The organism is Roseateles albus, assembly GCF_028595345.1.
Taxonomy (GTDB): Bacteria; Pseudomonadota; Gammaproteobacteria; order Burkholderiales; family Burkholderiaceae_C; genus Paucibacter_A; species Paucibacter_A albus.
In genome coordinates this window covers 74223-98947 of sequence record NZ_JAQQXT010000007.1, presented here as the reverse complement: position 1 = coordinate 98947, position 24725 = coordinate 74223, and the positions used below count along the sequence as shown (strand labels likewise).

General features: G+C 60.1%; 23 protein-coding genes. 18 read left to right on the top strand and 5 right to left on the bottom strand.

What is annotated here, in order from left to right; genetic code table 11:
• Nucleotides 1-84: 84 nt before the first annotated feature.
• The gene (locus tag PRZ03_RS12685; RefSeq protein WP_273600803.1) at nt 85-717 is read left to right on the top strand and encodes a glutathione S-transferase family protein; all 633 of its coding nucleotides are present in this window, start codon (nt 85-87) and stop codon (nt 715-717) included.
• Between the two features lie 27 nt (nt 718-744).
• On the opposite strand, the gene PRZ03_RS12680 is transcribed toward PRZ03_RS12685, so the two are convergent.
• Nucleotides 745-1203 (bottom strand): c-type cytochrome, encoded by a 459-nt coding sequence (locus PRZ03_RS12680; protein ID WP_273600625.1) that lies wholly within the window; start codon nt 1201-1203, stop codon nt 745-747.
• Between the two features lie 147 nt (nt 1204-1350).
• Between PRZ03_RS12680 and PRZ03_RS12675 the strand changes: the two genes are divergently transcribed.
• The 14 genes from PRZ03_RS12675 to ppk2 all read left to right on the top strand — a co-directional run bounded on the left by PRZ03_RS12675 (nt 1351) and on the right by ppk2 (nt 12941).
• Nucleotides 1351-2049, top strand: coding sequence for a cytochrome b/b6 domain-containing protein (locus tag PRZ03_RS12675; protein ID WP_273600624.1), 699 nt, complete (start codon nt 1351-1353; stop codon nt 2047-2049).
• A 46-nt stretch (nt 2050-2095) separates the two neighbouring features.
• Nucleotides 2096-2587, top strand: a complete 492-nt coding sequence (locus PRZ03_RS12670) for a GNAT family N-acetyltransferase (RefSeq protein WP_273600623.1) — start codon at nt 2096-2098, stop codon at nt 2585-2587.
• 86 nt (nt 2588-2673) lie between these two features.
• On the top strand, nt 2674-3588 hold the full coding sequence (locus PRZ03_RS12665; protein WP_273600622.1) for an SMP-30/gluconolactonase/LRE family protein: 915 nt from the start codon (nt 2674-2676) through the stop codon (nt 3586-3588).
• 95 nt (nt 3589-3683) lie between these two features.
• Nucleotides 3684-4247, top strand: a complete 564-nt coding sequence (locus PRZ03_RS12660) for an ATP synthase subunit I (protein WP_273600620.1) — start codon at nt 3684-3686, stop codon at nt 4245-4247.
• 25 nt (nt 4248-4272) lie between these two features.
• Entirely contained in the window at nt 4273-5169 is an 897-nt protein-coding gene (atpB, locus tag PRZ03_RS12655; protein WP_263532377.1) for a F0F1 ATP synthase subunit A, read from the top strand.
• Between the two features lie 79 nt (nt 5170-5248).
• Nucleotides 5249-5494, top strand: coding sequence for a F0F1 ATP synthase subunit C (atpE, locus tag PRZ03_RS12650; protein ID WP_263532376.1), 246 nt, complete (start codon nt 5249-5251; stop codon nt 5492-5494).
• 42 nt (nt 5495-5536) lie between these two features.
• Nucleotides 5537-6007: a F0F1 ATP synthase subunit B gene (locus PRZ03_RS12645; protein ID WP_263532375.1), complete on the top strand. Its 471-nt coding sequence runs from the start codon at nt 5537-5539 to the stop codon at nt 6005-6007.
• A gap of 2 nt (nt 6008-6009) precedes the next feature.
• Nucleotides 6010-6543: a F0F1 ATP synthase subunit delta gene (locus PRZ03_RS12640; RefSeq protein WP_263532374.1), complete on the top strand. Its 534-nt coding sequence runs from the start codon at nt 6010-6012 to the stop codon at nt 6541-6543.
• An 85-nt stretch (nt 6544-6628) separates the two neighbouring features.
• Nucleotides 6629-8182: a F0F1 ATP synthase subunit alpha gene (gene atpA, locus PRZ03_RS12635; protein WP_263532373.1), complete on the top strand. Its 1554-nt coding sequence runs from the start codon at nt 6629-6631 to the stop codon at nt 8180-8182.
• A 52-nt stretch (nt 8183-8234) separates the two neighbouring features.
• The gene (atpG, locus tag PRZ03_RS12630; RefSeq protein ID WP_263532372.1) at nt 8235-9119 is read left to right on the top strand and encodes a F0F1 ATP synthase subunit gamma; all 885 of its coding nucleotides are present in this window, start codon (nt 8235-8237) and stop codon (nt 9117-9119) included.
• Nucleotides 9120-9169: 50 nt separating this feature from the next.
• Complete coding sequence (gene atpD, locus PRZ03_RS12625; protein WP_263532948.1) at nt 9170-10594, top strand: F0F1 ATP synthase subunit beta; 1425 nt, start codon at nt 9170-9172, stop codon at nt 10592-10594.
• Nucleotides 10595-10664: 70 nt separating this feature from the next.
• The gene (locus tag PRZ03_RS12620) at nt 10665-11081 is read left to right on the top strand and encodes a F0F1 ATP synthase subunit epsilon (protein ID WP_263532371.1); all 417 of its coding nucleotides are present in this window, start codon (nt 10665-10667) and stop codon (nt 11079-11081) included.
• A gap of 118 nt (nt 11082-11199) precedes the next feature.
• A complete protein-coding gene (locus tag PRZ03_RS12615) occupies nt 11200-12057 on the top strand; it encodes a D-hexose-6-phosphate mutarotase (protein ID WP_273600619.1) in 858 nt (285 codons plus the stop codon).
• A 65-nt stretch (nt 12058-12122) separates the two neighbouring features.
• Nucleotides 12123-12941 carry a polyphosphate kinase 2 gene (ppk2, locus tag PRZ03_RS12610; protein ID WP_263532369.1) on the top strand — a complete coding sequence of 273 codons (819 nt, stop codon included), beginning with the start codon at nt 12123-12125 and terminating at the stop codon, nt 12939-12941.
• 16 nt (nt 12942-12957) lie between these two features.
• On the opposite strand, the gene PRZ03_RS12605 is transcribed toward ppk2, so the two are convergent.
• The 4 genes from PRZ03_RS12605 to PRZ03_RS12590 form a co-directional block, all read right to left on the bottom strand.
• Nucleotides 12958-13485, bottom strand: a complete 528-nt coding sequence (locus PRZ03_RS12605; RefSeq protein WP_273600618.1) for a TPM domain-containing protein — start codon at nt 13483-13485, stop codon at nt 12958-12960.
• 2 nt (nt 13486-13487) lie between these two features.
• Nucleotides 13488-14318: a TPM domain-containing protein gene (locus PRZ03_RS12600; RefSeq protein ID WP_273600617.1), complete on the bottom strand. Its 831-nt coding sequence runs from the start codon at nt 14316-14318 to the stop codon at nt 13488-13490.
• Between the two features lie 83 nt (nt 14319-14401).
• Nucleotides 14402-15022, bottom strand: coding sequence for a LemA family protein (locus tag PRZ03_RS12595; protein ID WP_263532366.1), 621 nt, complete (start codon nt 15020-15022; stop codon nt 14402-14404).
• Nucleotides 15023-15161: 139 nt separating this feature from the next.
• A complete protein-coding gene (locus tag PRZ03_RS12590) occupies nt 15162-16022 on the bottom strand; it encodes a DNA ligase (RefSeq protein ID WP_273600616.1) in 861 nt (286 codons plus the stop codon).
• Nucleotides 16023-16131: 109 nt separating this feature from the next.
• Between PRZ03_RS12590 and hemE the strand changes: the two genes are divergently transcribed.
• The 3 genes from hemE to PRZ03_RS12575 all read left to right on the top strand — a co-directional run bounded on the left by hemE (nt 16132) and on the right by PRZ03_RS12575 (nt 24526).
• A complete protein-coding gene (gene hemE, locus PRZ03_RS12585; RefSeq protein ID WP_273600615.1) occupies nt 16132-17217 on the top strand; it encodes a uroporphyrinogen decarboxylase in 1086 nt (361 codons plus the stop codon).
• A gap of 363 nt (nt 17218-17580) precedes the next feature.
• Entirely contained in the window at nt 17581-19722 is a 2142-nt protein-coding gene (locus PRZ03_RS12580; RefSeq protein WP_273600614.1) for a primosomal protein N', read from the top strand.
• A gap of 145 nt (nt 19723-19867) precedes the next feature.
• Entirely contained in the window at nt 19868-24526 is a 4659-nt protein-coding gene (locus tag PRZ03_RS12575; protein WP_273600613.1) for a choice-of-anchor D domain-containing protein, read from the top strand.
• Nucleotides 24527-24725: the final 199 nt, after the last annotated feature.

Here is a 24725-nt window from a genome sequence, read left to right as displayed (position 1 = left end):
CTCGACCCGAAGGGTCGTGCTCAGCTTTGCCGAGTCAGCCGCAGGCTGAAGGCGCGGTTTTGTTATTCCCTAGCCATTCCTACCATCATGAAAATTCTTGGCAAAGCCACCTCCATTAACGTTCGCAAAGTGCTCTGGACTTGCGCCGAACTCGGCCTCGAATTTGAGCGTGAGGACTGGGGCTCCGGCTTCCAAGCGACCGATGCGCCCGAGTTCCTGGCCTTGAACCCGAACGCCATGGTGCCGGTCTTGATCGACGGCGACTTTGTGCTGTGGGAGTCCAACAGCATATGCCGTTACTTGGCGGCCCGCGAGCAGCGGCTTGATTTGCTGCCGGCGGCAGCTAAAGAGCGCGCCATCGTCGAGCAGTGGATGGACTGGCAGGCCGGCGAGTTCAACAACTCATGGCGCTATGCCTTCATGAGTCTGGTGCGGCAAAGCCCGGCGCATCAGGACGCCGCATTGTTGGCCGCCGGCGTGGCGGGCTGGAACCGCCATGTCGAAATCCTGGCGCGGCGCCTGGAACAGACCGGCGCCTTTGTGGCCGGTGATACCTTCAGCCTGGCCGATGTGGTCTTGGGTTTGTCGGCGCAGCGTTGGTTGATGGCGCCTTTGGAGGCGCACGGCCGTCCGGAATTGCCCGCCATCGCGGACTATTGCGAGCGTTTGGCGGAAAGGCCGGGCTTCATGATGCATGGCCGCAACGGCATGCCTTGAAGCCGACCTGTTCTTTGCTCGCCTAAATCACTCGTTACGGAAGTTGTCGTGGCAGGACTTGCAGGTCTTGCCAGTGTTGCCCACAGCTGCCTTCAGCGCATCTAAATTGTTCGACTTGGCTGCGGCGACAAGCTTGACGGACTCTGCTTGCAGGGCCTTCGCGCCTTCATCAAACTTGGCGCGCTCGCTCCACACGCTGGCCTTGGGTGTGCCCTTGTCTGTGCCATGCGTGCCTTCTGGGAAGGCTGAGAAAGGCAGCATGGCCATTGTGGCCACGATTTCGGCATTGGCGCTGGCCGCGGCAGCGTCAAATGGCACCTTGCCTTGGGCCATCGCGGAAATGCGGCCGAAGTGATTGGCCATCACGGTGAAAGCGGCCTTGCGGTATTTGACGGCGTCTTCTGGCTTGGCGAACTGCGCGCTGGCGGGCAGGGCTGCGCACAGGCCGGTCAGGCAGGTTAGGCCGATCAGGAGTTTTCTCTTCATGCTGGCATCCTTGGGGTTGGTGGTGCTTTAGCTGGCGGGTTGAGCCGGCGCGTTCAGCCGCCGGCTTGGTGCAGTGTAGACAGCAAACTCTATCTTTGCAGGGCGTGCCGCTTGGGTTATGGTTGCTCACCACGCCACGGAGTAGTTATGCAAAAAAACGTGCGCAAAGACTTGTTGGGTCCGGTCAGGATTTGGGACTTGCCGACACGGCTGTTTCATTGGGCTTTGGTGATTTGTGTTTTGGGCTCGGTCATCAGTGCCAAGGTTGGCGGCAATGCCGTGGTTTGGCATATGAGACTGGGCTATGCGGTGCTGGCGCTGGTGGCTTTTCGGATTCTCTGGGGCTTGGTCGGCGGGCGCTGGTCGCGTTTCAGCAGCTTTGTCTATTCGCCGGCAGCCTTGTTGCGTTATCTGCAAGGCCGGCCCAAGGCAGACGATCACTTCGAGGTCGGTCACAACCCGCTGGGGGCTTATTCGGTCCTGGCCATGTTGGCATGGCTGCTGGTGCAGGTGGGTTCGGGTTTGATTGCCGACGACGAAATCGCCAGCACCGGCCCCTTGATCCGTTTTGTATCGGGGGAGCTCAGTCTGGCCTGGACCTCGTATCACAAGAGCTACGGTCAATGGGGCTTGTTCGCTTTGGTCGGCCTGCATGTGGCCGCGATCGTCTTCTACCGCTTGCGGCATCGCAACGATTTGATCGGGCCGATGATCAGCGGCGACAAACAGTTGCCTAGCGCCGTGCCGGCGACCATAGACAGTTTGGCAAGCCGTCTGTTTGCGCTGACATTGTTGGGGGCATGTATCGCGGCGGTGTATTTGCTGGTCAGCCTGGAGACGGTTTGATGTCGATTCGCCTGAGTACACTGCGAGCAGCCGTACATCTTTCCCCATGAACAACCCCGACATTTCGCTCATTGCGCCCGCTTCGGCCGACGATTGGGAATCGACCCGCCGGATCCTTCGCGACTATGCCGCCAGCCTGGATATTGACCTGTGTTTTCAGGATTTTGAGGCGGAATTGCAATGTCTGCCGGGGCAGTACGAAGCGCCCGGCGGCATCATGCTGCTGGCCATGGTGGACGGTCAGGTCGCGGGCTGCGGCGGCTTTCGGCCCTTGCTCGATGTCGACTACGTGAATGCCTGCGAGATGAAGCGCCTGTTTGTCCGTCCTGCTTTCCGCCGCTTTGGCCTCGGGCGTTTATTGGCCCAGGGCTTGATTGATGCGGCGACGCAGGCCGGCTACTCGTCCATGCTGCTGGACACCCTCGACGATATGGAGTCGGCGCGCGGGCTGTACGAAAGCTTGGGCTTTGAGTCGGTACCGCCTTACTACTTCAATCCCATTCCGGGTGCGCATTATTTGAAGGTGGATTTGGGCTGATTGAGGCGTGGTTGGAGTTACGTCGAGTTACAGCCTTAGCATCGCAGCTTGCGCACCTGATCGCGCCGCCAGACCAATTTGCCAAGATGAATGCTTCAGACTCAACGCTCTATCAAATCGAGGCCGCCGGCCCTGCTGTTGCCGCTTTGGGCGAATCGCCACTCTGGAGCGTTGCCGAGCAATGCCTCTATTACGTCGATATCCCAAAGCGCCAGGTTCTGCGGCTTGAACCGGTCACGGCGGAGCTGCGTCATTGGCAATTGGACAGCGAGCCCGGTTGCATCGCCTTGATAGAAGGCGGCGGCTTGGCCGTGGCGCAACGCGACGGCCTGTGGCACTTGAACACCGAGACGGGCGCGCAGCGGCAGCTGGCGGCCGCGCCGTTTGACAGTACAAAGCAGCGTTTCAACGATGGAAAGCCCGATGCGCAAGGCCGCTTCTGGATCGGCACCATCGATGACGCGCGTGCTCCCCACGCCGGTCTATATCGTTATGCGAGCGGGTGTTTCGAGTCCATGGCCGAGGGCATCGTGACCTCTAACGGTGTGGCCTGGAGTCCTGATCAGCGCAAGATGTATTGGTCTGACACCAAGGCGCATGAGGTCTATGTCTTGGATTTTGACCTTGCGACCGGCGCCATTGGCGAGCGGGCAATGTTCGCCAAGTTCGCCCAGCGCACGGCCGGTGAAGCCTTGGATCAATATGGCGGCCGCCCCGACGGCGCCGCCGTGGATGTCGAGGGTTGCTACTGGGTGGCGATGTTTGAGGGCCAGCGCCTGCTGAGGTTGTCGCCCCAGGGTCAGGTCTTGCGTGAACTGCGCCTACCGGTGCGCTGCCCGACCATGCCCACTTTCGGGGGTGTCGACCTGCGCACGCTCTATATCACCACCGCCAGCGAGGGCCGCTCGGCCGAAGAATTGGCGGCGCAGCCCCTGGCGGGTTGTGTGCTGAAAGTGCGCGTCGAAGTGGCCGGGCTTGCCCCCAATCTGCTCAAGCTCTGAGCTTCGATCAGGTCGCCTGTGCCGGAAGTCACAGGTCCATCTTGAGCCTTCGCTAAGGGTCTTCTCGGAAACCTACGGGTTTCCACATATAATCTTTGGGTTTTGCCGACATTCATCAGACGTTTATGACCAGACCAGTGCAAGCGGAAAGATCCAAAGTCTCTCCGGCCAGCGCTGATTGGGATGACAAAAAAGATGCATGGGGCGATGTCAAAGAGGATGAGGCCGAGGAGCTGCCTTTCAAGACCCTGACGCGAGAACAAGCGCAGGCCTTGAGGCTGAAGCACCCGCCGATTTCGGTTTGGCGATTGGTCGGGATCCAGGCTTTGGTGGGTGTGGCGATTGCCGTACTTGCCTATCTGGTGACCGGGCAAAGCAAAACAGCGCAGTCGGCTCTTTGGGGTGCGGCTGCAGTGGTTTTTCCCAATGCCTTGATGGCGTGGGGGATGACCAGGCTCTTCAGAGGAATGCCGGCGGCTGCGGTGCTGGGGTTCATGTTCTGGGAGCTGATCAAGATCATGACGGCTGTTGCCATTTTGGCGGTGGCAGCGGTTTGGGTGCCGGATTTGAATTGGCTGGCAATGCTGGCGGGATTGGTCGGGTGCTTGAAAGTAAATTGGTTGGCTCTGCTTTGGCAGGGTCGGACGAGTCAAATTTAGTAAATACGCAGGACGGAAACTAACGATGGCAGCCGAAGGACACGGGCAAGGACCCAACGCTGGGGAATACATCCAGCATCACCTGCAGCACATGCAGATGAATTTCAAGGGTGAATTGGTCAAGCAGACCAGCATCGTTGACTTCAGCTTGTTCAATCTGGACTCGCTGATCTATGCAGTGATCTTGGGTGTGTTGGGTTGTTTCGTCTTGTGGCGTGCTGCGCGCAAGGCGACTTCCGGCGTCCCTGGCCGCTTCCAAGCGGCGGTCGAAATCTTGTCCGAAATGGTCGAGAACCAGGCCAAGGGCGTGATTCACAACGCCGCCAGCCGCAAGGTGATCGGCCCTCTGGCATTGACCGTGTTTGTCTGGATCTTCCTGATGAACTTCATGGACATGCTGCCGGTTGACCTGCTGCCAGCCTTGTGGGCCAAGGTGTTTGGTTCCATGGGTCACGATCCGCATCACGCTTATATGCGTGTGGTGCCAACCGCCGACTTGTCGACGACGCTGGGCCTGTCGACCAGCGTGCTGATCATGTGCTTCTTCTACAGCATCAAGATCAAGGGCATTGGCGGCTGGACGCATGAATTGCTGGCCGCTCCATTCGGCGACAAATGGTTCTTGTATCCGATCAACTTCCTGATGCAGCTGATCGAGTTCGCTGCCAAGACCGTCTCGCACGGCATGCGGTTGTTCGGCAATATGTTTGCGGGTGAGCTGGTGTTTATGCTGATCGCGCTGATGGGTGGCGTCTGGGCCTGGGAGTTGAACCCGCTGTCGGGTGGCTTCTGGCTGGGTCTGGGCCATTTGGTGGCTGGTACGGTGTGGACGCTGTTCCACATCCTGATCATCACCTTGCAGGCCTTCATCTTCATGATGCTGACCTTGATCTACACGGGCCAGGCGCACGATCAACATTGATCTGCGACCGAACATCGGATAGTTCGTTTTTTCTCTCGTTTCCTTTTCTTTTTACTTACCTTTCCTTCTGGAGCAAATCATGGAAAACATTCTCGGTCTCGTAGCACTGGCTTGCGGTCTCATCGTTGGTCTGGGCGCATTGGGCGCTTCTATCGGTATCGCTTTGATGGGCGGCAAGTTCCTGGAAGCTTCGGCTCGCCAGCCTGAGCTGATGAACGAACTGCAAACCAAGATGTTCATCTTGGCTGGTCTGATCGACGCCGCGTTCCTGATCGGTGTGGCTATCGCTCTGCTGTTCGCATTCGCCAAGCCTTTCGCCATCTAATTAATTGATGCGCCAACCGTTCACGGTTGAAAGGATAGCTCTGTGAATATCAACGCAACACTGTTCCTGCAAGCGATCGTTTTTGCGATCCTTGTATGGTTCACCATGCGCTTCATCTGGCCTCCAATGATGAAGGCCTTGGATGAGCGCGCCGCAAAAATCGCCGAAGGTCTGGCTGCGGCCGACAAGGCCAAGGCCGAGTTGGCTAACGCCAACAAGAAGGTCGACGAGCAATTGGCGCTGACCCGTGGCGAAACCACCAAGCTGCTGGCCGACGCTGAAAAGCGTGCCGCAGCAATCGTGGCAGCTGCAGCCGGCCAAGCCGAAGAGAAGGCCGCCAAGATCGTGGCCGACGCTCAAGCCGAAGCCGAAGCGCAATCCGTGCGTGCCCGTGAGGTCTTGCGCGAGCAAGTCGCCGCGCTGGCCGTCAAGGGTGCCGAGCAAATTCTGCAGCGCGAGGTCAATGCCTCTGTGCACGCTGAGTTGCTGGGTCGCTTGAAGACGGAGCTGTAAGCATGGCCGAGCTCGCAACCATTGCACGACCTTACGCCGAAGCGCTGTTTCAAGTAGCGCGCAAGCATGACGTCAAGGCTTGGGGCTTGCAGCTCGATGCCTTGGCCCAAGTGGCCGAGGCGCCTGAGCTGCTCGCATTTGCTGACCACCCCAAGGCTACGGCCGAGCAGGTTTACGCGGTCACCGCGCAAACCGCCAAGCTCGATCTGGCCGAAGGCGTGCAGAACTTTCTGCGCACGGTCATCGCGAACGGCCGCTTGAGCGCTTTGCCCGCCGTGGTGCAGCAATTCCATGTCTTGGCCAATGCCGCAGCCGGCGTGGCGGACGCTTTGATCTACAGCGCATACCCCATCGATGCGGCCCAATTGGCCGAGGTGATGGTGTCGCTGGAGAAGCGTTTCGCACGCAAGCTCGACGCACAGGTCGTCTTGGAGCCGTCACTGATTGGCGGCATTCGGGTGGTGGTTGGCGATGAGGTGCTGGACACCTCGGTCAAGTACCGTCTGGAACGCATGAAAGTAGCGCTCACGGCCTGATGGCCTTGAGCGCAATTTCACCCTTCATTCATCCCTGTGCCGAGCGCTCTGGAAACCGAGCGCAGGCCAGCTGGGAGCTATAGCAATGAATCTGAATCCTGCTGAAATTTCCGAATTGATCAAGAGCCGCATCGAGGGCCTTGGCACTTCGACGGACGTCCGCAACCAGGGCACCGTGGTGTCTGTGTCCGACGGCATCGTCCGCATCCACGGTTTGTCCGAGGTGATGCAAGGCGAAATGCTGGAGTTCCCGGCTGCTGCAGACGGCAGCCAGACCTTCGGTCTGGCCTTGAACCTCGAGCGCGACTCGGTCGGCGCCGTGATTTTGGGTGCCTACGAGCACATCTCCGAAGGCGACACCGTCAAGTGCACGGGCCGTATTCTGGAAGTGCCGGTCGGCCCTGAGTTGATTGGCCGTGTGGTCAATGCCTTGGGTCACCCCATTGACGGCAAGGGCCCGATCAACGCCAAGATGACGGACGTGATCGAAAAGGTCGCTCCAGGCGTGATCGCCCGTAAGTCGGTTGATCAGCCTATGCAGACCGGCCTGAAGTCGATTGACTCGATGGTGCCGGTTGGCCGTGGTCAGCGCGAGCTGATCATTGGTGACCGCCAGACTGGTAAGACGGCTGTCGCGATCGACGCCATCATCAACCAGAAGGGTCAGAACATGACCTGCGTCTACGTTGCGATCGGCCAGAAGGCTTCGTCGATCAAGAACGTGGTGCGCGCTCTGGAAGCCAACGGCGCGATGGCTTACACCATCGTCGTGGCAGCCTCGGCCTCCGAATCGGCTGCGATGCAGTACGTCTCGGCCTACTCCGGCTGCACGATGGGCGAGTACTTCCGCGACCGCGGTCAAGACGCGCTGATCGTTTATGACGATCTGTCCAAGCAAGCCGTGGCCTACCGTCAGGTGTCCCTGTTGCTGCGCCGTCCACCAGGCCGTGAAGCCTACCCTGGCGACGTGTTCTATCTCCACAGCCGTCTGCTGGAGCGTGCTGCTCGCGTGAACGCCGACTATGTCGAAGCCTTCACCAAGGGCGAAGTGAAGGGCAAGACCGGTTCTTTGACCGCGCTGCCTATCATTGAAACGCAAGCCGGTGACGTGTCTGCCTTCGTGCCAACCAACGTGATTTCGATCACCGACGGCCAGATCTTCTTGGAGACCTCGCTGTTCAACGCTGGTATCCGCCCTGCGATCAACGCCGGTATTTCGGTGTCGCGAGTCGGTGGCGCTGCGCAAACCAAGTTGGTCAAGAACCTGTCCGGCGGTATCCGTACCGACCTGGCCCAGTACCGTGAATTGGCTGCGTTCGCGCAGTTCGCTTCCGATCTGGACGAGTCCACCCGCAAGCAGCTGGACCGCGGTGCTCGCGTGACCGAGTTGCTCAAGCAGGCTCAGTACTCGCCGCAAACCATCAGCTTGATGGGCGCGACGCTGTACTCGGTCAACAAGGGCTTCATGGACAGCCTGCCGGTGAACAAGGTCTTGGCTTTCGAGTCGGGTCTGCATCAATTCCTGAAGACCAGCCACGCCGCTCTGTTGGCCAAGCTGGAAGCCGACAAGGCCATGGACAAGGATGCCGAAGCCGAGTTGAACGCTGCAATCACCGCGTTCAAGAAGTCCTTCGCTTAATGCCATTGACTGGGTGAGCTTGAAAATTCACCCAATCTGAAAAGGAGAAATCATGGCATCAAGCAAGGAAATTCGCGGCAAGATCAAGTCGGTCGAAGGCACCAAGAAGATCACCAAGGCCATGGAAATGGTCTCGGTGTCGAAGATGCGCAAGGCTCAGGAACGCATGCGTGCGGGTCGCCCATACAGCGAGAAGATCGGCAACATCGCCGCCAATCTCGCCCAGGCTAACCCCGAGTACAAGCATGCCTTCTTGACCGCCAACCCCGGCGCGAAAGTTGCCGGCTTCGTGGTGGTGACGACGGACAAAGGCCTTTGCGGCGGTCTGAACACCAACTTGTTGCGTGCGACCACGACCAAGCTGAAAGATCTTGAGGCTGCCGGTCAAAAAGCCGAAGTCGTTGCCATCGGCAACAAGGGCTTGGGCTTCATGAACCGCATCGGCGCCAAGGTGGTGGCTCAGGTCACTCATCTGGGCGACAAGCCGCACATCGAAAAGCTGGTCGGACCGGTCAAGGTTTTGCTCGACGCGTACGCCGAAGGCAAGTTGAGCGCCGTCTACCTCTGCTACACCCAATTCATCAACACGATGAAGCAGGAAACCGTCATCAAGCAGTTGCTGCCTTTGACGACCGATAGCATGAAGACGGCCAATGCCGATGGTTCCCCAGCTCACGCTTGGGACTATCTGTACGAGCCCGATGCAGCGGCGGTGATTGACGAGTTGCTGGTGCGTTATGCCGAAGCGCTGGTCTACCAGGCCGTGGCAGAAAACATGGCGTCCGAGCAATCGGCACGCATGGTGGCGATGAAGGCCGCGACCGACAACGCCGGCACCTTGATTGGTGAGCTGAAGCTGATCTATAACAAGACCCGCCAAGCAGCCATCACCAAAGAGTTGTCAGAGATTGTCAGCGGAGCGGCTGCGGTGGGCTGATGCCCGCCAATCGCCAAACCATACGCAACGAATACTGATTGTTTTAAGGAATCGATATGTCGAACACTCAAACCAACGCCGTTGGCAAGATCGTTCAGTGCATTGGCGCCGTGGTGGACGTGGAATTTCCACGCAGCCAGATGCCCAAGATCTATGACGCGCTGAAGATGAACGGTAGCACCCTGACCCTGGAAGTTCAGCAGCAGCTGGGCGACGGGATCGTGCGCACCATCGCTTTGGGCTCGTCCGACGGCCTGCGCCGCGGCACCGAAGTTTTCAATACCGGCGAGAACATTCAAGTTCCAGTCGGCAAGGCGACCCTGGGTCGCATCATGGACGTGCTGGGCGCGCCCATCGACGAGCGCGGCCCCGTGGCGGCGACGCAAGTCGCGTCCATCCACCGCGCTGCGCCTGCTTACGACGAGCTGAGCCCGTCGCAAGAGCTGCTGGAAACCGGCATCAAGGTGATCGACTTGATCTGCCCGTTCGCCAAGGGCGGCAAGGTGGGTCTGTTCGGTGGCGCCGGTGTGGGCAAGACCGTGAACATGATGGAACTCATCAACAACATCGCCAAGGCCCACAGCGGTCTGTCGGTGTTTGCGGGTGTGGGCGAGCGTACTCGTGAAGGTAACGACTTCTATCACGAGATGGCCGACTCCGGCGTGGTGAACCTCGAGAAGCTCGAGGACTCCAAGGTCGCGATGGTTTACGGTCAGATGAACGAGCCTCCAGGCAACCGTCTGCGCGTGGCCTTGACCGGTCTGACGATCGCCGAGTCCTTCCGTGACGAAGGCAAGGATGTGCTGTTCTTCGTGGACAACATCTATCGCTACACCTTGGCCGGTACCGAAGTGTCCGCGCTGTTGGGTCGTATGCCTTCCGCCGTGGGTTACCAGCCAACGCTGGCCGAAGAAATGGGCCGCTTGCAAGAGCGGATCACTTCGACCAAGGTCGGTTCGATCACGTCCATCCAGGCCGTTTACGTGCCAGCGGATGACTTGACCGACCCATCGCCTGCGACGACTTTCGCCCACTTGGACTCCACCGTGGTGCTGTCGCGTGACATCGCTTCGCTGGGTATCTACCCCGCCGTGGACCCGCTCGACTCGACCTCGCGTCAGCTGGACCCGAACGTGGTCGGCGAAGAGCATTACCTGACCGCCCGTGGCGTTCAGCAAGTGCTGCAGCGCTACAAGGAACTGCGCGACATTATTGCGATTCTGGGTATGGACGAGCTGTCGCCTGAAGACAAGCTGTCGGTGTCCCGCGCTCGCAAGATCCAGCGCTTCTTGTCGCAGCCTTTCCACGTGGCCGAGGTTTTCACCGGCTCGCCTGGCAAGTACGTGCCTTTGAAGGAAACCATCCGCGGCTTCAAGATGATTGTTGCCGGCGAGTGCGATCACCTGCCAGAGCAGGCCTTCTACATGGTTGGCACCATCGACGAAGCGTTTGAAAAGGCGAAGAAGCTGGGCTGATCAAAGCGGGGAGACCAAGGCCTCCCCGATTCAGCACAGTTCTCCACCTCAACGCTAAGGAAGATTCAAGATGGCAACCATCCATGTCGATGTGGTCTCCGCCGAAGAGCAAATCTTCTCCGGCGAAGCCAAGTTTGTTGCACTGCCGGGTGAAAGCGGTGAGTTGGGCATCTTGCCTAACCACGCGCCGCTGATCACTCGCATCAAGCCGGGTGCTGTGCGCATCCAGCGCGCCGACAACGGCCAGGAAGAGTTTGTCTTCGTGGCTGGTGGCTTGCTGGAAGTGCAGCCGGGCCGTGTCACCGTGCTGGCCGACACCGCGATTCGCGGCAAGGACCTGGACGAAGCCAAGGCCGTTGAAGCCAAGGCATTGGCCGAAGAAGCGATGAAGAACGCCAAGACAGATATCGACTTTGCCAAGGCGCAAGGCGAGTTCGCTGCGATGGCCGCCCAAATCGCTGCGCTGCGCAAGTTCCGCAAGAACTAATGGTTTTGGGGGCAGACCGCCCGAGCGCAAGCGAGTAGCTCTGTCCTCAACTGATTAGGCAACGCCCGCCGACGCAAGTCGGGCGGGCGTTTTTCATAGACAAACCGAAGTAAACGCCATGTCCAAGTCCATTGCTCTTTCCCGTGTTCATGGCATGGATGCCATCGAGCTTGTCGCGCCCGATGGCGCCCGCGCCACTGTGCTGCTGCATGGCGGCCACTTGGTTTCTTGGCAACCAGTCGGCGCTGATGAGCAGCTCTATATGTCGCCCAAGTCCGCCTTCGCCTCGGGCCAAGCGATTCGCGGCGGTGTGCCGGTGATTTTTCCGCAGTTCGCCGCTCGCGGTCCCTTGCAGCGCCATGGTTTTGCACGCACCAAGCCCTGGGCCTTGGTGATGGCCGAGCAGGGCAAGGATGATGCACTGGCCGTGCTGCGCTTGTGCGACGACGCGGCAACGCGCATGTTCTGGCCCCATGCCTTCGAGCTGGAACTGAGTGTGCGCATCAGCGGGCGGGAGATCCAGATCGAGCTCGCGTGCGAAAACAAGGGCGAAGAGGCCTTCGAATTCACCAGCGCGCTGCACAGTTACTTGCGCGTCGCCGATATCGACTCGACCAGCCTGCAAGGCTTGACCGCGATGCGCTACTGGGACTCGGTCGATGAGATGGAGAAGGTCCAGCGGGTGGATCTGCTGCTACCTGGCGGCGATCTCGACCGCATCTACCACCGCGTGCGCGAAAGCATGACGCTGAAAGAGCGCTTGGCCACAAGCGAGCGGCGTCTGCAGATTGCGCAACAAGGCTTTGAGGATGCCGTGGTGTGGAACCCGGGTGCCGAGAAATGCGCGGCGCTGGCCGATATGCCGGCCGATGGCTACAAGCACATGCTGTGCGTCGAGGCGGCAGCGATTGAGGCACCCTTGCGTCTGGCGGCGGGTGAAAGCTGGGCCGGCATGCAAACGCTGACCCTGCTCTGACCGTTTTCTCTTGCCCTGCAGTGCAAGCCTGACTTAAGCTGGCGACTCATTTGGGAGTTAGCAAGATGGCTGGCAAAACTGCAGGCAAGGGCAAGACGAGTTCCAACGGCAATTCTGTTGCCAAGCTCAGCAAGAGCGACTATCTCGAACAATTGATCCCCCTGCATCTGGAGCTCAATGCAATGGCGCATTGGCTGCAGCACAAGGGGCAGCGCTTGGTGGTGCTGGTGGAGGGGCGCGATACCGCCGGCAAGGGCGGTGTGATTTCGGCAATCTCCGAGACGCTCAACCCGCGCCAATGCCGGACGGTGGCTCTGGGCAAACCGAGCGACCGCGAGCGCGGTGAGTGGTACTTCCAGCGCTATGTGCCGCATTTGCCGGCGGCCGGCGAGATCGCCTTGTTTGACCGCAGCTGGTACAACCGGGCCGGCGTCGAGACCGTGATGGGCTTTTGCACGCCAGCGCAGACGGCGGCGTTCTTGAAGCAGGTGCCGGTGTTTGAAAAGATGCTGGTTGACGACGGCGTGTTGCTGTTCAAGTATTGGCTGACGGTCGACCAGGAGCAGCAGGAATTGCGCTTTGCCGAGCGCCTGGCCGACCCGCTCAAGCGCTGGAAACTGTCACCGATCGACCTGGAAGCGCGGCGCCTGTACAAGCAATACGGCGAGGCACGCGATGTGATGCTGAACGCCACTCATACGCGCCAAGCGCCTTGGGCGCTGGTGGACTTCAATGACCAGCGGCGTGGCCGGCTGGCCTTGATCCGTCATCTATTGGATCACCTGCCCGATGTAACGGTACCGCAGCCCAAGCTGAAGTTTGGCCCCTTGGGCCACGCACCCTTGCTTGAACACTTCGGTAGCAAGCATCGGCCCATCAAGTAGGGCCGAAGGCGTCCAACTAGAGAATTACCACCGCGTCAGACAATTCGTTCGGATTGCTGTGCCCGGCTGCCAGTGGGAATTCAGCCTGCAACAGCGCGTCGACGGCGTCAATCGCCGCTTGCAGACCCTGCTCAAATTCAGCTTTAGTCAAGCTGCTCCGCAGCGTTGCAACGATGCCGGCCCATTGAGCTTCGCTGACGTGGGCATTGAGGCCTCGGTCGGCCACGATCTCAATCGCTCGGTCGGCCAGCAGCAGATAAATCAGCACGCCGTTATTGGCCTCTGTATCCCAGATGCGCAGTTTGCCGAACAAGGTCACCGCTCTTTGCCGAGCACTCAGGCGCTTGCTCAGGTAGGACATTGGCAAGCCGGCTTCGACACAAACGCAGATCTCGCCACTGTGCCTGGATTCGCTGGCACGAATGCGGGCTTCCAGCCCAGCGATCGAAGCTGCAGGTAGAGCGCGCCGCAGGTCGGTCTGATCGGTCCAGCGATGCTTGAGCATCCGGCTCAGCAGCGGTTTCTTGAGCTGTTGTTGAGGCATATTCACCAATCTCCCGAGGCGCCGCCGCCGCCAAAATCGCCGCCGCCACCGGAAGAAAAACCACCGCCGCCACCGCCGCCACCAAAACCGCCGCCTCCACCGCCGCCACCTCCCCAAATCACCGGGCCACCCGATCCACCGCCGCGCCTACCGACTCCGCGGCCTGCGCCGACGCCCATCACTCCGACAAGAATCATCGACGCAATGCCGGCCAAACCTGCGACCAAGAGGCTGGACGCGTAGAACCAGCCCAGCGCGCCTGCCGCGCCGCCGGTCAGCAAGCTACCGAGCTTGCGGCCAAAGATACCGATCAGAATGCCACCCAATACGGGCACGCCGATGAAGAACAAGGCGCCCAACTCTTCGAAGCTGAAGCCATTTTTTTTCTGCCCCTGGCCGCCCTGTTTCTTCGGCGCCGGCAATTCTTCCCCGCGTATGCGCATCGCCAACTGGTCGACGGCCAGATTCAGGCCGCCAGCGTAGTCATTCTTCTTGAAGGCTGGCGTGATGGCGTTTTGAATGATTTGCCGAGCCGCTAGATCGGGTACTGCGCCCTCCAGCGTCTTGGCGACTTCGATGCGTACCTTGCGGTCGTTCTTGGCGACCAGCAGCAAGAGGCCGTCGCCCACATCCTTGCGCCCGATCTTCCAGGTGTCGCCCACACGCTGGGCATAGGACGTGATGTCTTCCGGCGCCACCGTCGGCACGATCAGAATCACCAGTTGCGAGCCCGCCTCGGCCTCAAAAGCGGCCAGCTTGGCACTCAGCGCCGCTTGCTGCTCCGCGCTGAGTGTGCCGGTCTGGTCGATCACGCGGCCACTTAGCGCCGGCACTTTCACTTCTTCTTGCGCCCATGTTGGTAGGCAAAGGCACAGACCCAAGACAAGTGAAAGCAGTCGGGCGAGCATCGCTGACCTTATTTGCCGGCTGGCTTGTCAAAGCTGACCGTCGGCGCCACCTTGATCGCGGCTTCATTCTCGACCGTGAAGTTGGGCTTGACCTTGTAGCCCATCACCATCGCGGTCAGGTTGTTGGGGAAGCTGCGGGCGTGGGTGTTGTACTCGGTGACCGTCTTGATATAGCGATTGCGCGCCACGGTGATGCGGTTTTCCGTACCTTCCAACTGCACGCGCAGATCCTGGAAGCCCTGATTGGCCTTCAAGTTAGGGTAGTTCTCGGTGATCATCATCAAGCGGCTCAGGGCGCTGGAAACTTCGCCCTGCGCGGCCTGGAACTTCTTCATCGCCTCGGGGTCATTGGCCAGCTCGGGCGTGACCTGGATGCTGGTCGCCTTGGCGCGCGCCTCGACCACCTTGGTCAGGGTTTCCTGCTCGAAGTTGGCCTCGCCCTTGACGGTGTTGACGATGTTCGGGATCAAGTCGGCGCGGCGCTGATATTGATTCAGTACCTCGGACCAGCCTGCGTTCACCTGCTCGTCCAGGCTCTGGAATTGGTTGTAGCCGCAGCCGGACAGCGTGAGCGCGCTTGCCAGCAAGGTGGCGGCTATGGCGCCACGTTTGAGCAATGATGAAAACATTTTGAAATCCTCCGGTCGGTGATTGGAACCACCCCTCAGGTGGTGTCGCCCTGATCAGAATCAAGATCGGGCGCAGTATCGCAGCGTCTTTGTGGTGTTGCAAAGAAACGCGTTACTTCCTCACCTGCCTTGTACCGACTCAGAAGCTTTCCCGCACCCTCAGATAGCTTGCAAACTTCGGCAAGCCCGTCGAAGTCAGATCACGGTAACGATAGGTCACCACGGTACCAATCGGTGGTGGATTGGCGCGATCCGCGTCGGAAAATCCGGTGCCGATGCGAAAGCGTCGACCCTCGGGCGTCTCCAGCAGCAAGGAGCCCATCTTGCCCAAATGGCGTCCCTTGCCGGGCATGTGGCCAATGACGGTCGCCTCGGTATCCAGCATAGGTTTGAGCTTCAGCAGCACGTCGCTGCGACCGGTCACATAGGCTGCGTCGGCCCGGTGCAGCACCAGCCCTTCGGCACCGAGCTTGACGAGCTCTTTGAGCTTGGCCGCAAGCGCCCTGCGGTCGGCGATGCGAAATTGTTCGACCGGCCGCAGCCAGGGCGCGCCGTGATTGATATTGGCCTTGCTGATGGTGGCGTGCATCAGCGCGATGCGCTCGGTAAAGCTGCCCGGTGCATCGGGCATTTCAAAGATCATGTATTGCACCTGCCGCCATTCCTCGTCGATGGGCACGTCCCTTCGCACGATGGCGGAAAGCTTGTCGAAACTCTGGCGCGCAATCCACAACTCGCCGTCCAGCGGTACCGGGGGCAGCGCATCGGTGAACCACTTCGGCGCATGCACCGGATTGCCACTGCGATGACGCAAGGTCTGGCCATCCCACACCCCGCGCACGCCATCCAGCTTCTCGCTGACCCAGTAGTCGGCGGGGTCTATGCCTTCGCGATAGACGTTGGCAAGGAGGATATTGCTGTCGGCGGCGAGTGCTGGCCGGCCATGGCGCAGCAGCAAGAGACCGAAAACCGAAGCGCAGAGGAGCTGGCGTCTGTGCATGGGAAACCTCCAATTTGCCAGCAGCGAGCGTACTGCTGTATTGATTAGCCGCAAAGCCGCTGGCGTCAGCCCCAAGAATAGGCGCGGCGCATTGGATAATCCCCGCACTATGCATGCACCTCTTCTGAACGACACCTTTCTGCGCGCTTGCCTGCGCCAGCCCACCGACTACACCCCTGTCTGGCTGATGCGTCAGGCCGGGCGCTACTTGCCCGAGTACCGCGCCACCCGCGCCAAGGCGGGCAGCTTTATGGGCCTGGCCACCAATCGCGATTACGCCACCGAGGTGACGCTGCAGCCGCTGGAACGCTACGACCTTGACGCGGCCATTTTGTTCAGCGACATCCTGACCGTGCCGGACGCGATGGGCCTGGGCCTGTCCTTCCAGATCGGTGAAGGCCCCAAGTTCGCCAAAGTCGTGCGTGACGAGGCCGCCGTCAACGAACTGGCGGTGCCGGATATGGAAAAGCTGCGTTATGTGTTCGATGCGGTCACATCAATCCGCAAGGCGCTGAATGGCCGTGTGCCCTTGATCGGTTTCTCGGGCAGCCCTTGGACGCTGGCCTGCTATATGGTGGAAGGCGGTGGCTCGGACGACTACCGCCAAGTCAAGAGCCTGATGTATGCGCGGCCCGACCTGATGCACCGCATCCTCAGCATCAACGCCGATGCAGTAGCCGCTTACCTGAACGCACAGATCGAAGCCGGCGCTCAGGCCGTGATGCTGTTCGACAGCTGGGGTGGCGTGCTGGCCGATGGCATGTTCCAACGTTTCAGCCTTGACTACTCGCGCCGCGTGCTGGCGCAAGTGAAGACTGAACATGAGGGAGTGCGCATTCCGCGCATCTTGTTCACCAAGGGTGGCGCGCTCTGGCTGGACGAGATCGCCGATGCCGGCGCCGATGCGGTGGGCCTGGACTGGACGGCCAATTTGGGCCGTGCGCGCGCCCAAGTCGGCAGCCGCGTGGCGCTACAAGGCAATCTGGACCCGAACGTCTTGTTCGCCCCACCCGACGCAGTGCGCGAGCAGGTACGCGCGGTGCTGGACAGCTTCGGCAACCCGCGTCGCGCCGATGGCACTTGGGACGGCCATGTGTTCAATTTGGGGCATGGCATCAGCCAATTCACCCCGCCTGAAATAGTTTCGGTGCTGGTGGATGAGGTGCATGCGCATTCGCGCCGCATAAGGGCCTAATTCGGGGCGGGCTGAGCCCGCTCAAACCCAATTAGATGGCTTTGTGAATGTGAAGTGAGCACTTAGGGTCGGGACTTATCCCCAGTTTGAGGCGAGCGAGCAGACAAGAGCTTCGATATTGCACTGCAGCTAAGTGTTTTCCCGATTGCGAGCTAAGTACTTGATTTATAAGAGCCTGTCTGCGGCATATTGGGAACGGTCAAGCCACGGTCCTGGCGACGACAAGTTGAGTAAAAACCAACTCTTAGAACTTTCCCCACAAAGTTATCCACAGATTTTGTGGATTCGCCGCTGAGTCCTTTGAAATCATGCACTTAAGCGCAAAAGTTCAATCAAAGCCTGAGTCAGCGCGGGCCAGGTCCTATGGTTGATACAGCGCAGCAGCTGATGACGGCGCCGGTCGGAGCAGATTTGCCGCGAATCAAAGTGGCCGTAGACGCGCCCCAACACAGCGGCATCGGCGGGCCGCTCGACTATGTATCCGAGGTGGTCCTGGCTCCCGGTAGTTTGGTGCGGGTGCCACTGGGCAAGCGCGAGTTACTGGGTATTGTTTGGCCGCGCGGCGCGCAGGCTATTGAGCCGACCGAGTATGCCGACCCCAGCAAATTGCGCGCCATTTTGGCCGTACTGGAGGGTTTGACGCCGCTGAGCGCGAGCTGGTGCCGGCTGCTTGAATTTGCCGCTGCTTATTACCAACGCGGGGTGGGCGAGGTGGCTTTGTCGGTATTGCCGCCGCAGTTGCGTGAACTTCAGAGCCCGCAGTTGCAGCTGCGTCTAAAACGCATGCGCAAATGGGTGGCCGAGCAGATTGCCGCGCCAGTTCAAGCCAGCCCGAGCCGACCCACGCTGAGCCCAGCCCAGGCCGAAGTGCTGGCCCAGCTGGACGCGCTGCTGACCGAGCCCGCCTCGGCGACAGCCAAGGGCGCCCAAGCGCCGGTCTTGCTCTACGGCGTTACCGGTAGCGGCAAAACCGAGGTCTATCTGCGCGCCGCCGAGCACGCCTTGAAGCAGGGCCGCCAAGTCTTGGTCCTGGTGCCAGAGATCAACTTGACGCCGCAGTTGGAGGCCCGTTTTGCCGAGCGCTTTGTCGGCCGCGTGCTGGTCTCCTTGCACAGCGGCCTGACGCCGGCGCAGCGCCTGCGTAACTGGTTAGCCGCACATGAGGGGCAGGCAGAGCTGGTCTTGGGCACGAGGCTGGCGGTGTTTGCCTCTATGCCCAGGCTGGGCCTGATCGTCGTCGACGAGGAGCATGACCCTTCCTACAAGCAGCAGGACGGCGCCCGCTACTCGGCCCGCGATCTGGCGGTCTACCGCGCTCATCTGGAGAAGATCCCGGTCATCCTCGGCTCGGCCACACCGTCCTTGGAAAGCTGGCAGCATGCCAATCAGGGGCGCTACAAACGCCTGGCCTTGCCCGAGCGCATCGGCGGCGGCGCGCTGCCGCGGGTGCGCCTGTTCGATATGCGCTTGATGCCGCTCAGCAAAGGCGTGACGACGGCGCTGACCCGGCCGCTCTTGGAGGCGCTGCGCCTGCGTCTGGAGCGCGGCGAGCAAAGCCTGATCTTTTTGAACCGGCGTGGCTATGCGCCGGTGCTGCATTGCAGCGAATGCAATTGGAAGAGCGACTGCCCGCATTGCAGCGCCTGGCGTGTGTTCCATAAGGGTGATCGCAGCTTGCGCTGCCACCATTGCGGCTTCAGCGAGCGTGTGCCTGCAGCCTGCCCGACCTGCGGCAACCAGGACATCGCACCGCTGGGCCGCGGCACCGAACGGCTGGAAGAACAGCTGCGCGAGCAACTGCCGGGCGCACGCGTACTGCGCATCGACGCCGACTCGACCAAGCTCAAGGGCGAGCTGGAGGCGCATATGGCCGCCGTCCATGCGGGCGAGGTTGACATCGTCGTTGGCACGCAGATGATCACCAAGGGCCATGACTTCCGCCGCATCACGTTTGTCGCGGCCGTCAACCCGGACGGCGCGCTGTTCAGCAGCGACTTCCGTGCGCCTGAGCGTCTTTTTGCACTGCTGATGCAGGCCGGTGGGCGCGCCGGGCGCGATGCCGAACAAGCGGCACGCAGCGAGATGTGGGTGCAGACCTGGCACCCCGAGCATGCGCTCTACAAGGCCTTGGCCAAGCATGATTTCGAGGACTTCGCCAAAAGCCAGCTGGCCGAGCGCGAGTCGGCCGGCTTGCCCCCGTTTGCGCACTTGGCGATGCTGCGCGCCGAGGCGCGCACACCCGAAGTGGCCAAGGCTTTTCTGGATGCCGCCGCTCGTTGGGCTCAAGCCTTGCCGGTGGCCGCCGAGGTCTTGATCTACCCCTGTATCCCGATGAGCGTGGCCCGCATTGCTAACGTCGAACGCATGCAGATGCTGGTCGAGGCTCCCAGCCGCAGCGCCTTGCAGCGACTGCTGTGGCTGTGGAACCCCGAGCTGCATGCACTTAAGCGCGAGCACAAGGGGTTGATGCGCTGGGCGGTGGACGTCGACCCGCTGGCGATTTGATGGCTATGAGTGAAATGACCGGGCCTGGCGAATGCCGGGCCTGTTTCGGCACTCGGTCGAAGCTTCGGGTATGTACTGACTAGAGTGAAGCTGATTGTTCTTGCCATTACCCTAATATCGACATCCCATGGGAGATCGCAAAACAATGAATCAGCACAAGCAAAAAATGATCGTGGCCCCGGTGCTACGCGCAGTGGCGTACGCTGCAGCCAGCTTGACTGTCAGCTTGGCTGCCCGAGCATCGACAGTCGAATGGGTCGATGCATCCGCCGGCCCCTCGTTTTGGGATATCGGCAGCAATTGGAGCTCGACCGCCGCGCCAGCAAACTTGGATGATGTTCGATTGGCTCTGCTTGGAAGTCGCGAGATTTTCTATCGGAAAGGCGACAACTCCATCAACAGCTTGCTGATCGAACAGGGCAATACGCTCAGCTTTCAGGCTGGTGCATTGGCCACGTCTTTTCTAGACAATCGCTCCGTCATCAATCTGATGGCCGGCGGCCCTGCAGCATTGAGGGTTGTGGGTGGGTATTCCGGGGAAATCAATCTCAATGGCTGGGATGCCAGGCTTGAGTTGAGCGGCGTTCTTCAGGCCACTGGGCAGATCGCTTTGCGCAGTGGCACGCTAAGCGGTGGTACCGTGGTTCAGTCCGGTGGCAATGGCTTGGTATTTAGCCACTATGGCGGCATGCTGGATGGGCTGACCGTGCATGGGGCTTTGAACTTGGGCGATATTGCTGACCCCTACTTGGCTCGGGTTCGCGTCAGCAATGGTTTGACTTTGCGCGGCGAAGATGGTGTGAGTCCAGGCGTGTTGAACTTAGGGATTTGGGAAGAGCCCCTGCGTGGCGGCGCCATATTGACCTTCAGCGGTAGCCAAACCTTGGACCATGCCACGCTGAACATGAATGGCCCCTATGCCATCGCGTCCTTGCAGGGCAACGCTAGTTTGACCCTTGGTCCCGACCTCTTGCTGCAGGGGGCCGGAACTCTAGGCCGCAACCCATTTGAGTGGGGGGATGGCAGCAAGAACAATCTGATCAATGAGGGCGTGATCAAGGCCAATCGCCCAGGCACAAGTTTGACGGTCAATCCCAGCGGTGAACTGGTGAACAAAGGGATCATGCAAGCCGAAACAGGCGCTGCGCTCTACCTTCTTCCTGAGGGTGGCTTGCAGAACTCCGGCTCGATCATCGCCGATGGCGGAGCGGTTTATTTGCAAGGATCCGTGCTCAATGGCGGTCTGCTCGAAGCGCGCAACGGCGGTTTACTGAGCCTTGACCCGAGCCGCTTGAGTGGCTTAGGGCAGGCCCGCGTTGCAGACGCGCTGAGCACCCTCGATCTTACGGGTAGCTTTGAAACCGCCCACATCGCCAAAGTCGACAACAGCGTCGGCGGCAGATTGACCCTGAGCGGCGTGATGAACAACGCCGCTAGCAGCTTGAATTTGGCCGATATTGGCGCCATGCAGCTGACAGGCGGGCTGGTTGTGGGCGGCAGTATCTTGCAGTCTGTCGGTCGAACATTGAATTTCTCGAGCCGAGGCGGGCGACTGGATGCAGTGACCGTTCACGGGGACTTGAATCTGGTGCAATGGGGAGAACGACTCGACATCATCAATGGTTTGACCTTGTTGAGCGCCGATGGCTATGGGCCTGGGCTGCTGAATGTGGACGTGAGCCGATGGAGCCCCGGAGGCTTGAGCTTTATGGGCACGCAGACCTTGGATCGACTCACGATCAATCTTGGCCGAGCTAATTGGCGTGACGGCGTGGTCAGCCTGGATGGTGGCGGCACCCTGACCCTGGGCAAGGATGCCCTATTGCAAGGCAGTGGTGTGTTTGGTGAGCAGCGCTATGAGTCGGGGCGCAATGATTTGATCAACGCCGGGACGATTCGCGGCGAAAGGATCGACGGTTTCAGTGACCTAACTATCAATAACAACGGCAGCCTGCTGAATACCGGGCTGATCGAATCAAATGATGGCTGGCTCGCTTTGAATCCAGCCGAGGGCGTGAACAATGCTGGCATGATCAGGGCCGCCAATCATGCTCGGTTGGAGATCAATGCCTCCTTGATCAATAGTGGCAGTCTCATCATCGGGCAAAACTCTTTTGTTAGCTTGAATGGCCCGCTGAACAACAGCGGCATCGTCAGCGCGCAAGGCCAATATGCCGGCGTCTATCTGACCGGCAGCGTGAGCAATGCAGGCCTGTTGGAAGCTCGCGAAGGGGGACAGCTTGGGCTTGACATCGGTCGGCTGAGTAACAGTGGCCATATCTTGATTGCGGACGGCGCCAGCAGCGTGCTCCTGGGAGGCTCGTTCACGCGTCAACAATTGCTCGACGCTGCTATTGACAATCAGGCTGGCGCTCGCATGTACTTGACTGGCGCCTTGGACAATAGCGTGGGTGCCGGCAGGCTGAACCTAAATCTATTGGGGCCTCTACAGTTGCAGGGTGGCCAGGTACGCGGCGGCGTGATTCAGCAAGCCGGCTCGGGCCAACTCACCACGAGCGGGGCTTGGGCAACTGGTGCTTCAACTTTTGATGCGGTGACGGTCTGGGGTGAGCTCAATGTTGTAGATCTTGGGCGAGGCCAAGGAGCCAAGCTGCGAATCAGCAATGGCTTGAGTCTGCTGTCTGAAGATGGCTTGACACCGGGCGCAGTGAACGTGGGTCGGCTCCATGACAGCAGCAATCAGCCGGGCGAGGATGTGCTCGGTTTCACGGGCACCCAGACCCTCGACAAGGCACGGCTGCTGTTGGGCAATGCTTCCTGGGCGGGGACGCCATATGAGGCCAAAGTCTCCATGGATGGCGGCGGGACTCTGACTTTGGGCGCCGAAATGAGGGTGCAGGGCAGCGGCAGTTTTGGCGCATCGGTCTTCGACCCGGCGGGCCTCAACGATCTGGTTAACTACGGCACCATCAGCGCCAACCGAAGACTTTTGACCCTCAATAACAGCGGCAGTTTTGCCAATTTTGGCGTGCTGGAGGTGGCTGCGGGTGCCATCCTGTCGATCCAGTCTGGAGGCGGCATCATCGGAGGCATTGGGACTGTCATCGGCGAAGGCACGCTGGACATAGCTGGCAGCTACACCAACCAAGTCGGTGCGCAATTGCAAATGAATGGTATCAACCTGGGTGCGGCTCAGCTCAGCAATGCTGGTTTGATCACGGGTTATGGCAGCCTCAATGCAGCGATTGCCAACAGCGGCCAAATCGTTGCAGGCATGGGCTCGGGCAGTGGCTTGCTCAAAGAGAGTACGTCGAGGCGTAGCGCGCTTGGGTCGAGTTTTGCCAACAGCGCGGCAAGCCCGTCGGCCAACGAGCCTCCAGCGCCCATGCTGAGCTTGCTAGGGGGCGTGCAGGGCCCTGCAGGCAGTCTGCTGATCGAGCCAGGCGCGCGTATGTTGCTGGCCGCGCCTAGTAGCGCGGGGCAGTTGAATCATCAGGGCGAGTTGCTGCAATTGGATGCCGATATCACCATCCATCGGGACTACAGCAACAGCCATTTCGGCCTCGGCAATGCCTTTGATCGGCGCGCCGGCGTGGCCGGTGCTGGTCAGATTCTGGCTGCTGGCTCGGCGCGGCTGATCGTCGTTGGAGATCGGATCGAGGCCGGAGAGACAGACTCCCCGATATTGCATCTGCCTGCGGTGCGCCTCGGCCACGGGGGCAGCAGCGCGAGTTTCGCTATTCAACATGGCGGCAATGACGGGCCGACGCTGCGCGGGGCTTTGCAGACGAGCGGGATCACCCAGGAAGGGCTAGCGGGCAGTGGCGTGAGCGCGCAAAACTGGATATTGCCAACACCAGGGTCGAGCAGCCAGGAATTCAGCGTTCGCTTCAATCCGCTGAGCAGCGGCACCTTGTTGGGCCAAAGTCTGGGCATCGTTAGTAACTTTGACAACGTGCCCGGCCAGACTCTGCTGATCAGCGCTCGCGCCTATGCGCCGGCGTTGGCGGTGCTGGAAAGTAGCAGCTTGAACTTCGGCATCGTACGGGTTGGCGAGGTGGTGACCCGCAGCCTGAAGGTGAGCAATACAGCAAGTGGCAATTTGACCGACAGCTTGCGCGCTAGCTTCGGCAATGCCGGCGGTTCTGCTGGCGTATTTGTCGCTGCCGGCAACGCCGATGCCGTGGGCGCAGGCAGCAGCGACAGTAGCAGCCTGATGGTTAGCGTAGATACGTCCTCTGCCGGCCTGTTCACCGGACAGGCTGGCCTTGCATTGAGCAGTCGCAATGCTGAGATGGCTGATTTGGACTTGGGTAGTCGCGACATCAGCTTTGTTGCGCAAATCAATCGCATCGCCGCAGCACGCTTCGACAAACTCGACGGCGGAGCGGTTCTGAGCGGCTCAGGGTTGCAGTACTGGCTTGACTTTGGGTCCGTGAAACAAGGTGGTGCAGCGGCGACTGCCTGGCTGGTCTTGTCAAATGGGGTCACTGGTACGGCCGACGAACTGGCCGGCTACTTTGAAGCCGACACTGGCCAGCCTGGCGTCAGCGGCTTTAGTTGGACGGGGCTGGAGGCGTTTTCAGGCTTGCATGCGGGCGCGGCATTGAACGCTTTGCAGTTCCGGTTTGACACCTCGACGCTGGGCCAGCAAGAACAGTTGATTCGGCTGCGCGGTTTCAGCACCAACGTCAGCGATCCGAGCGGCTTGGCCTTGGCTGATATCGAACTGCACCTGACAGGAAATGTGGCTGCCGTGCCTGAGCCCAGCAGCGTCATGCTGATGTTGATGGGCTTGTTCTGCTTGGCCGGCACAGGACGACGTCGGGCCGCTCGCCAGTGAGCATCCCAGGAACCTGACGAAGCCCGGCATTCGCGAAGAACCGGCCTGTTTGGCTTCGTTTCGCAAAGCGAAGCGTTTTGTTTCTTGAGAGGCTTGCTCTTGGCTGGAAGTGGCGTGTTGGGAACAGTTTTTTTGTTGCGCTTGATGCGCGTGCGGCTTCTTGTCGAGATGGATATTTTTGAAGGACGCTGCATTATGT

What these genes read in the sequence shown, in the direction of transcription:
- PRZ03_RS12680 (WP_273600625.1), bottom strand. Translation starts at nt 1,203, where the DNA reads ATGAAGAGAAAACTCCTGATCGGCCTAACCTGCCTGACCGGCCTGTGC.
- PRZ03_RS12675 (WP_273600624.1), top strand. Translation starts at nt 1,351, where the DNA reads ATGCAAAAAAACGTGCGCAAAGACTTGTTGGGTCCGGTCAGGATTTGG.
- PRZ03_RS12670 (WP_273600623.1), top strand. Translation starts at nt 2,096, where the DNA reads ATGAACAACCCCGACATTTCGCTCATTGCGCCCGCTTCGGCCGACGAT.
- PRZ03_RS12665 (WP_273600622.1), top strand. Translation starts at nt 2,674, where the DNA reads ATGAATGCTTCAGACTCAACGCTCTATCAAATCGAGGCCGCCGGCCCT.
- atpB (WP_263532377.1), top strand. Translation starts at nt 4,273, where the DNA reads ATGGCAGCCGAAGGACACGGGCAAGGACCCAACGCTGGGGAATACATC.
- atpE (WP_263532376.1), top strand. Translation starts at nt 5,249, where the DNA reads ATGGAAAACATTCTCGGTCTCGTAGCACTGGCTTGCGGTCTCATCGTT.
- PRZ03_RS12640 (WP_263532374.1), top strand. Translation starts at nt 6,010, where the DNA reads ATGGCCGAGCTCGCAACCATTGCACGACCTTACGCCGAAGCGCTGTTT.
- atpA (WP_263532373.1), top strand. Translation starts at nt 6,629, where the DNA reads ATGAATCTGAATCCTGCTGAAATTTCCGAATTGATCAAGAGCCGCATC.
- atpG (WP_263532372.1), top strand. Translation starts at nt 8,235, where the DNA reads ATGGCATCAAGCAAGGAAATTCGCGGCAAGATCAAGTCGGTCGAAGGC.
- PRZ03_RS12620 (WP_263532371.1), top strand. Translation starts at nt 10,665, where the DNA reads ATGGCAACCATCCATGTCGATGTGGTCTCCGCCGAAGAGCAAATCTTC.
- PRZ03_RS12615 (WP_273600619.1), top strand. Translation starts at nt 11,200, where the DNA reads ATGTCCAAGTCCATTGCTCTTTCCCGTGTTCATGGCATGGATGCCATC.
- ppk2 (WP_263532369.1), top strand. Translation starts at nt 12,123, where the DNA reads ATGGCTGGCAAAACTGCAGGCAAGGGCAAGACGAGTTCCAACGGCAAT.
- PRZ03_RS12605 (WP_273600618.1), bottom strand. Translation starts at nt 13,485, where the DNA reads ATGCCTCAACAACAGCTCAAGAAACCGCTGCTGAGCCGGATGCTCAAG.
- PRZ03_RS12595 (WP_263532366.1), bottom strand. Translation starts at nt 15,022, where the DNA reads ATGTTTTCATCATTGCTCAAACGTGGCGCCATAGCCGCCACCTTGCTG.
- PRZ03_RS12590 (WP_273600616.1), bottom strand. Translation starts at nt 16,022, where the DNA reads ATGCACAGACGCCAGCTCCTCTGCGCTTCGGTTTTCGGTCTCTTGCTG.
- hemE (WP_273600615.1), top strand. Translation starts at nt 16,132, where the DNA reads ATGCATGCACCTCTTCTGAACGACACCTTTCTGCGCGCTTGCCTGCGC.
- PRZ03_RS12580 (WP_273600614.1), top strand. Translation starts at nt 17,581, where the DNA reads ATGGTTGATACAGCGCAGCAGCTGATGACGGCGCCGGTCGGAGCAGAT.
- PRZ03_RS12575 (WP_273600613.1), top strand. Translation starts at nt 19,868, where the DNA reads ATGAATCAGCACAAGCAAAAAATGATCGTGGCCCCGGTGCTACGCGCA.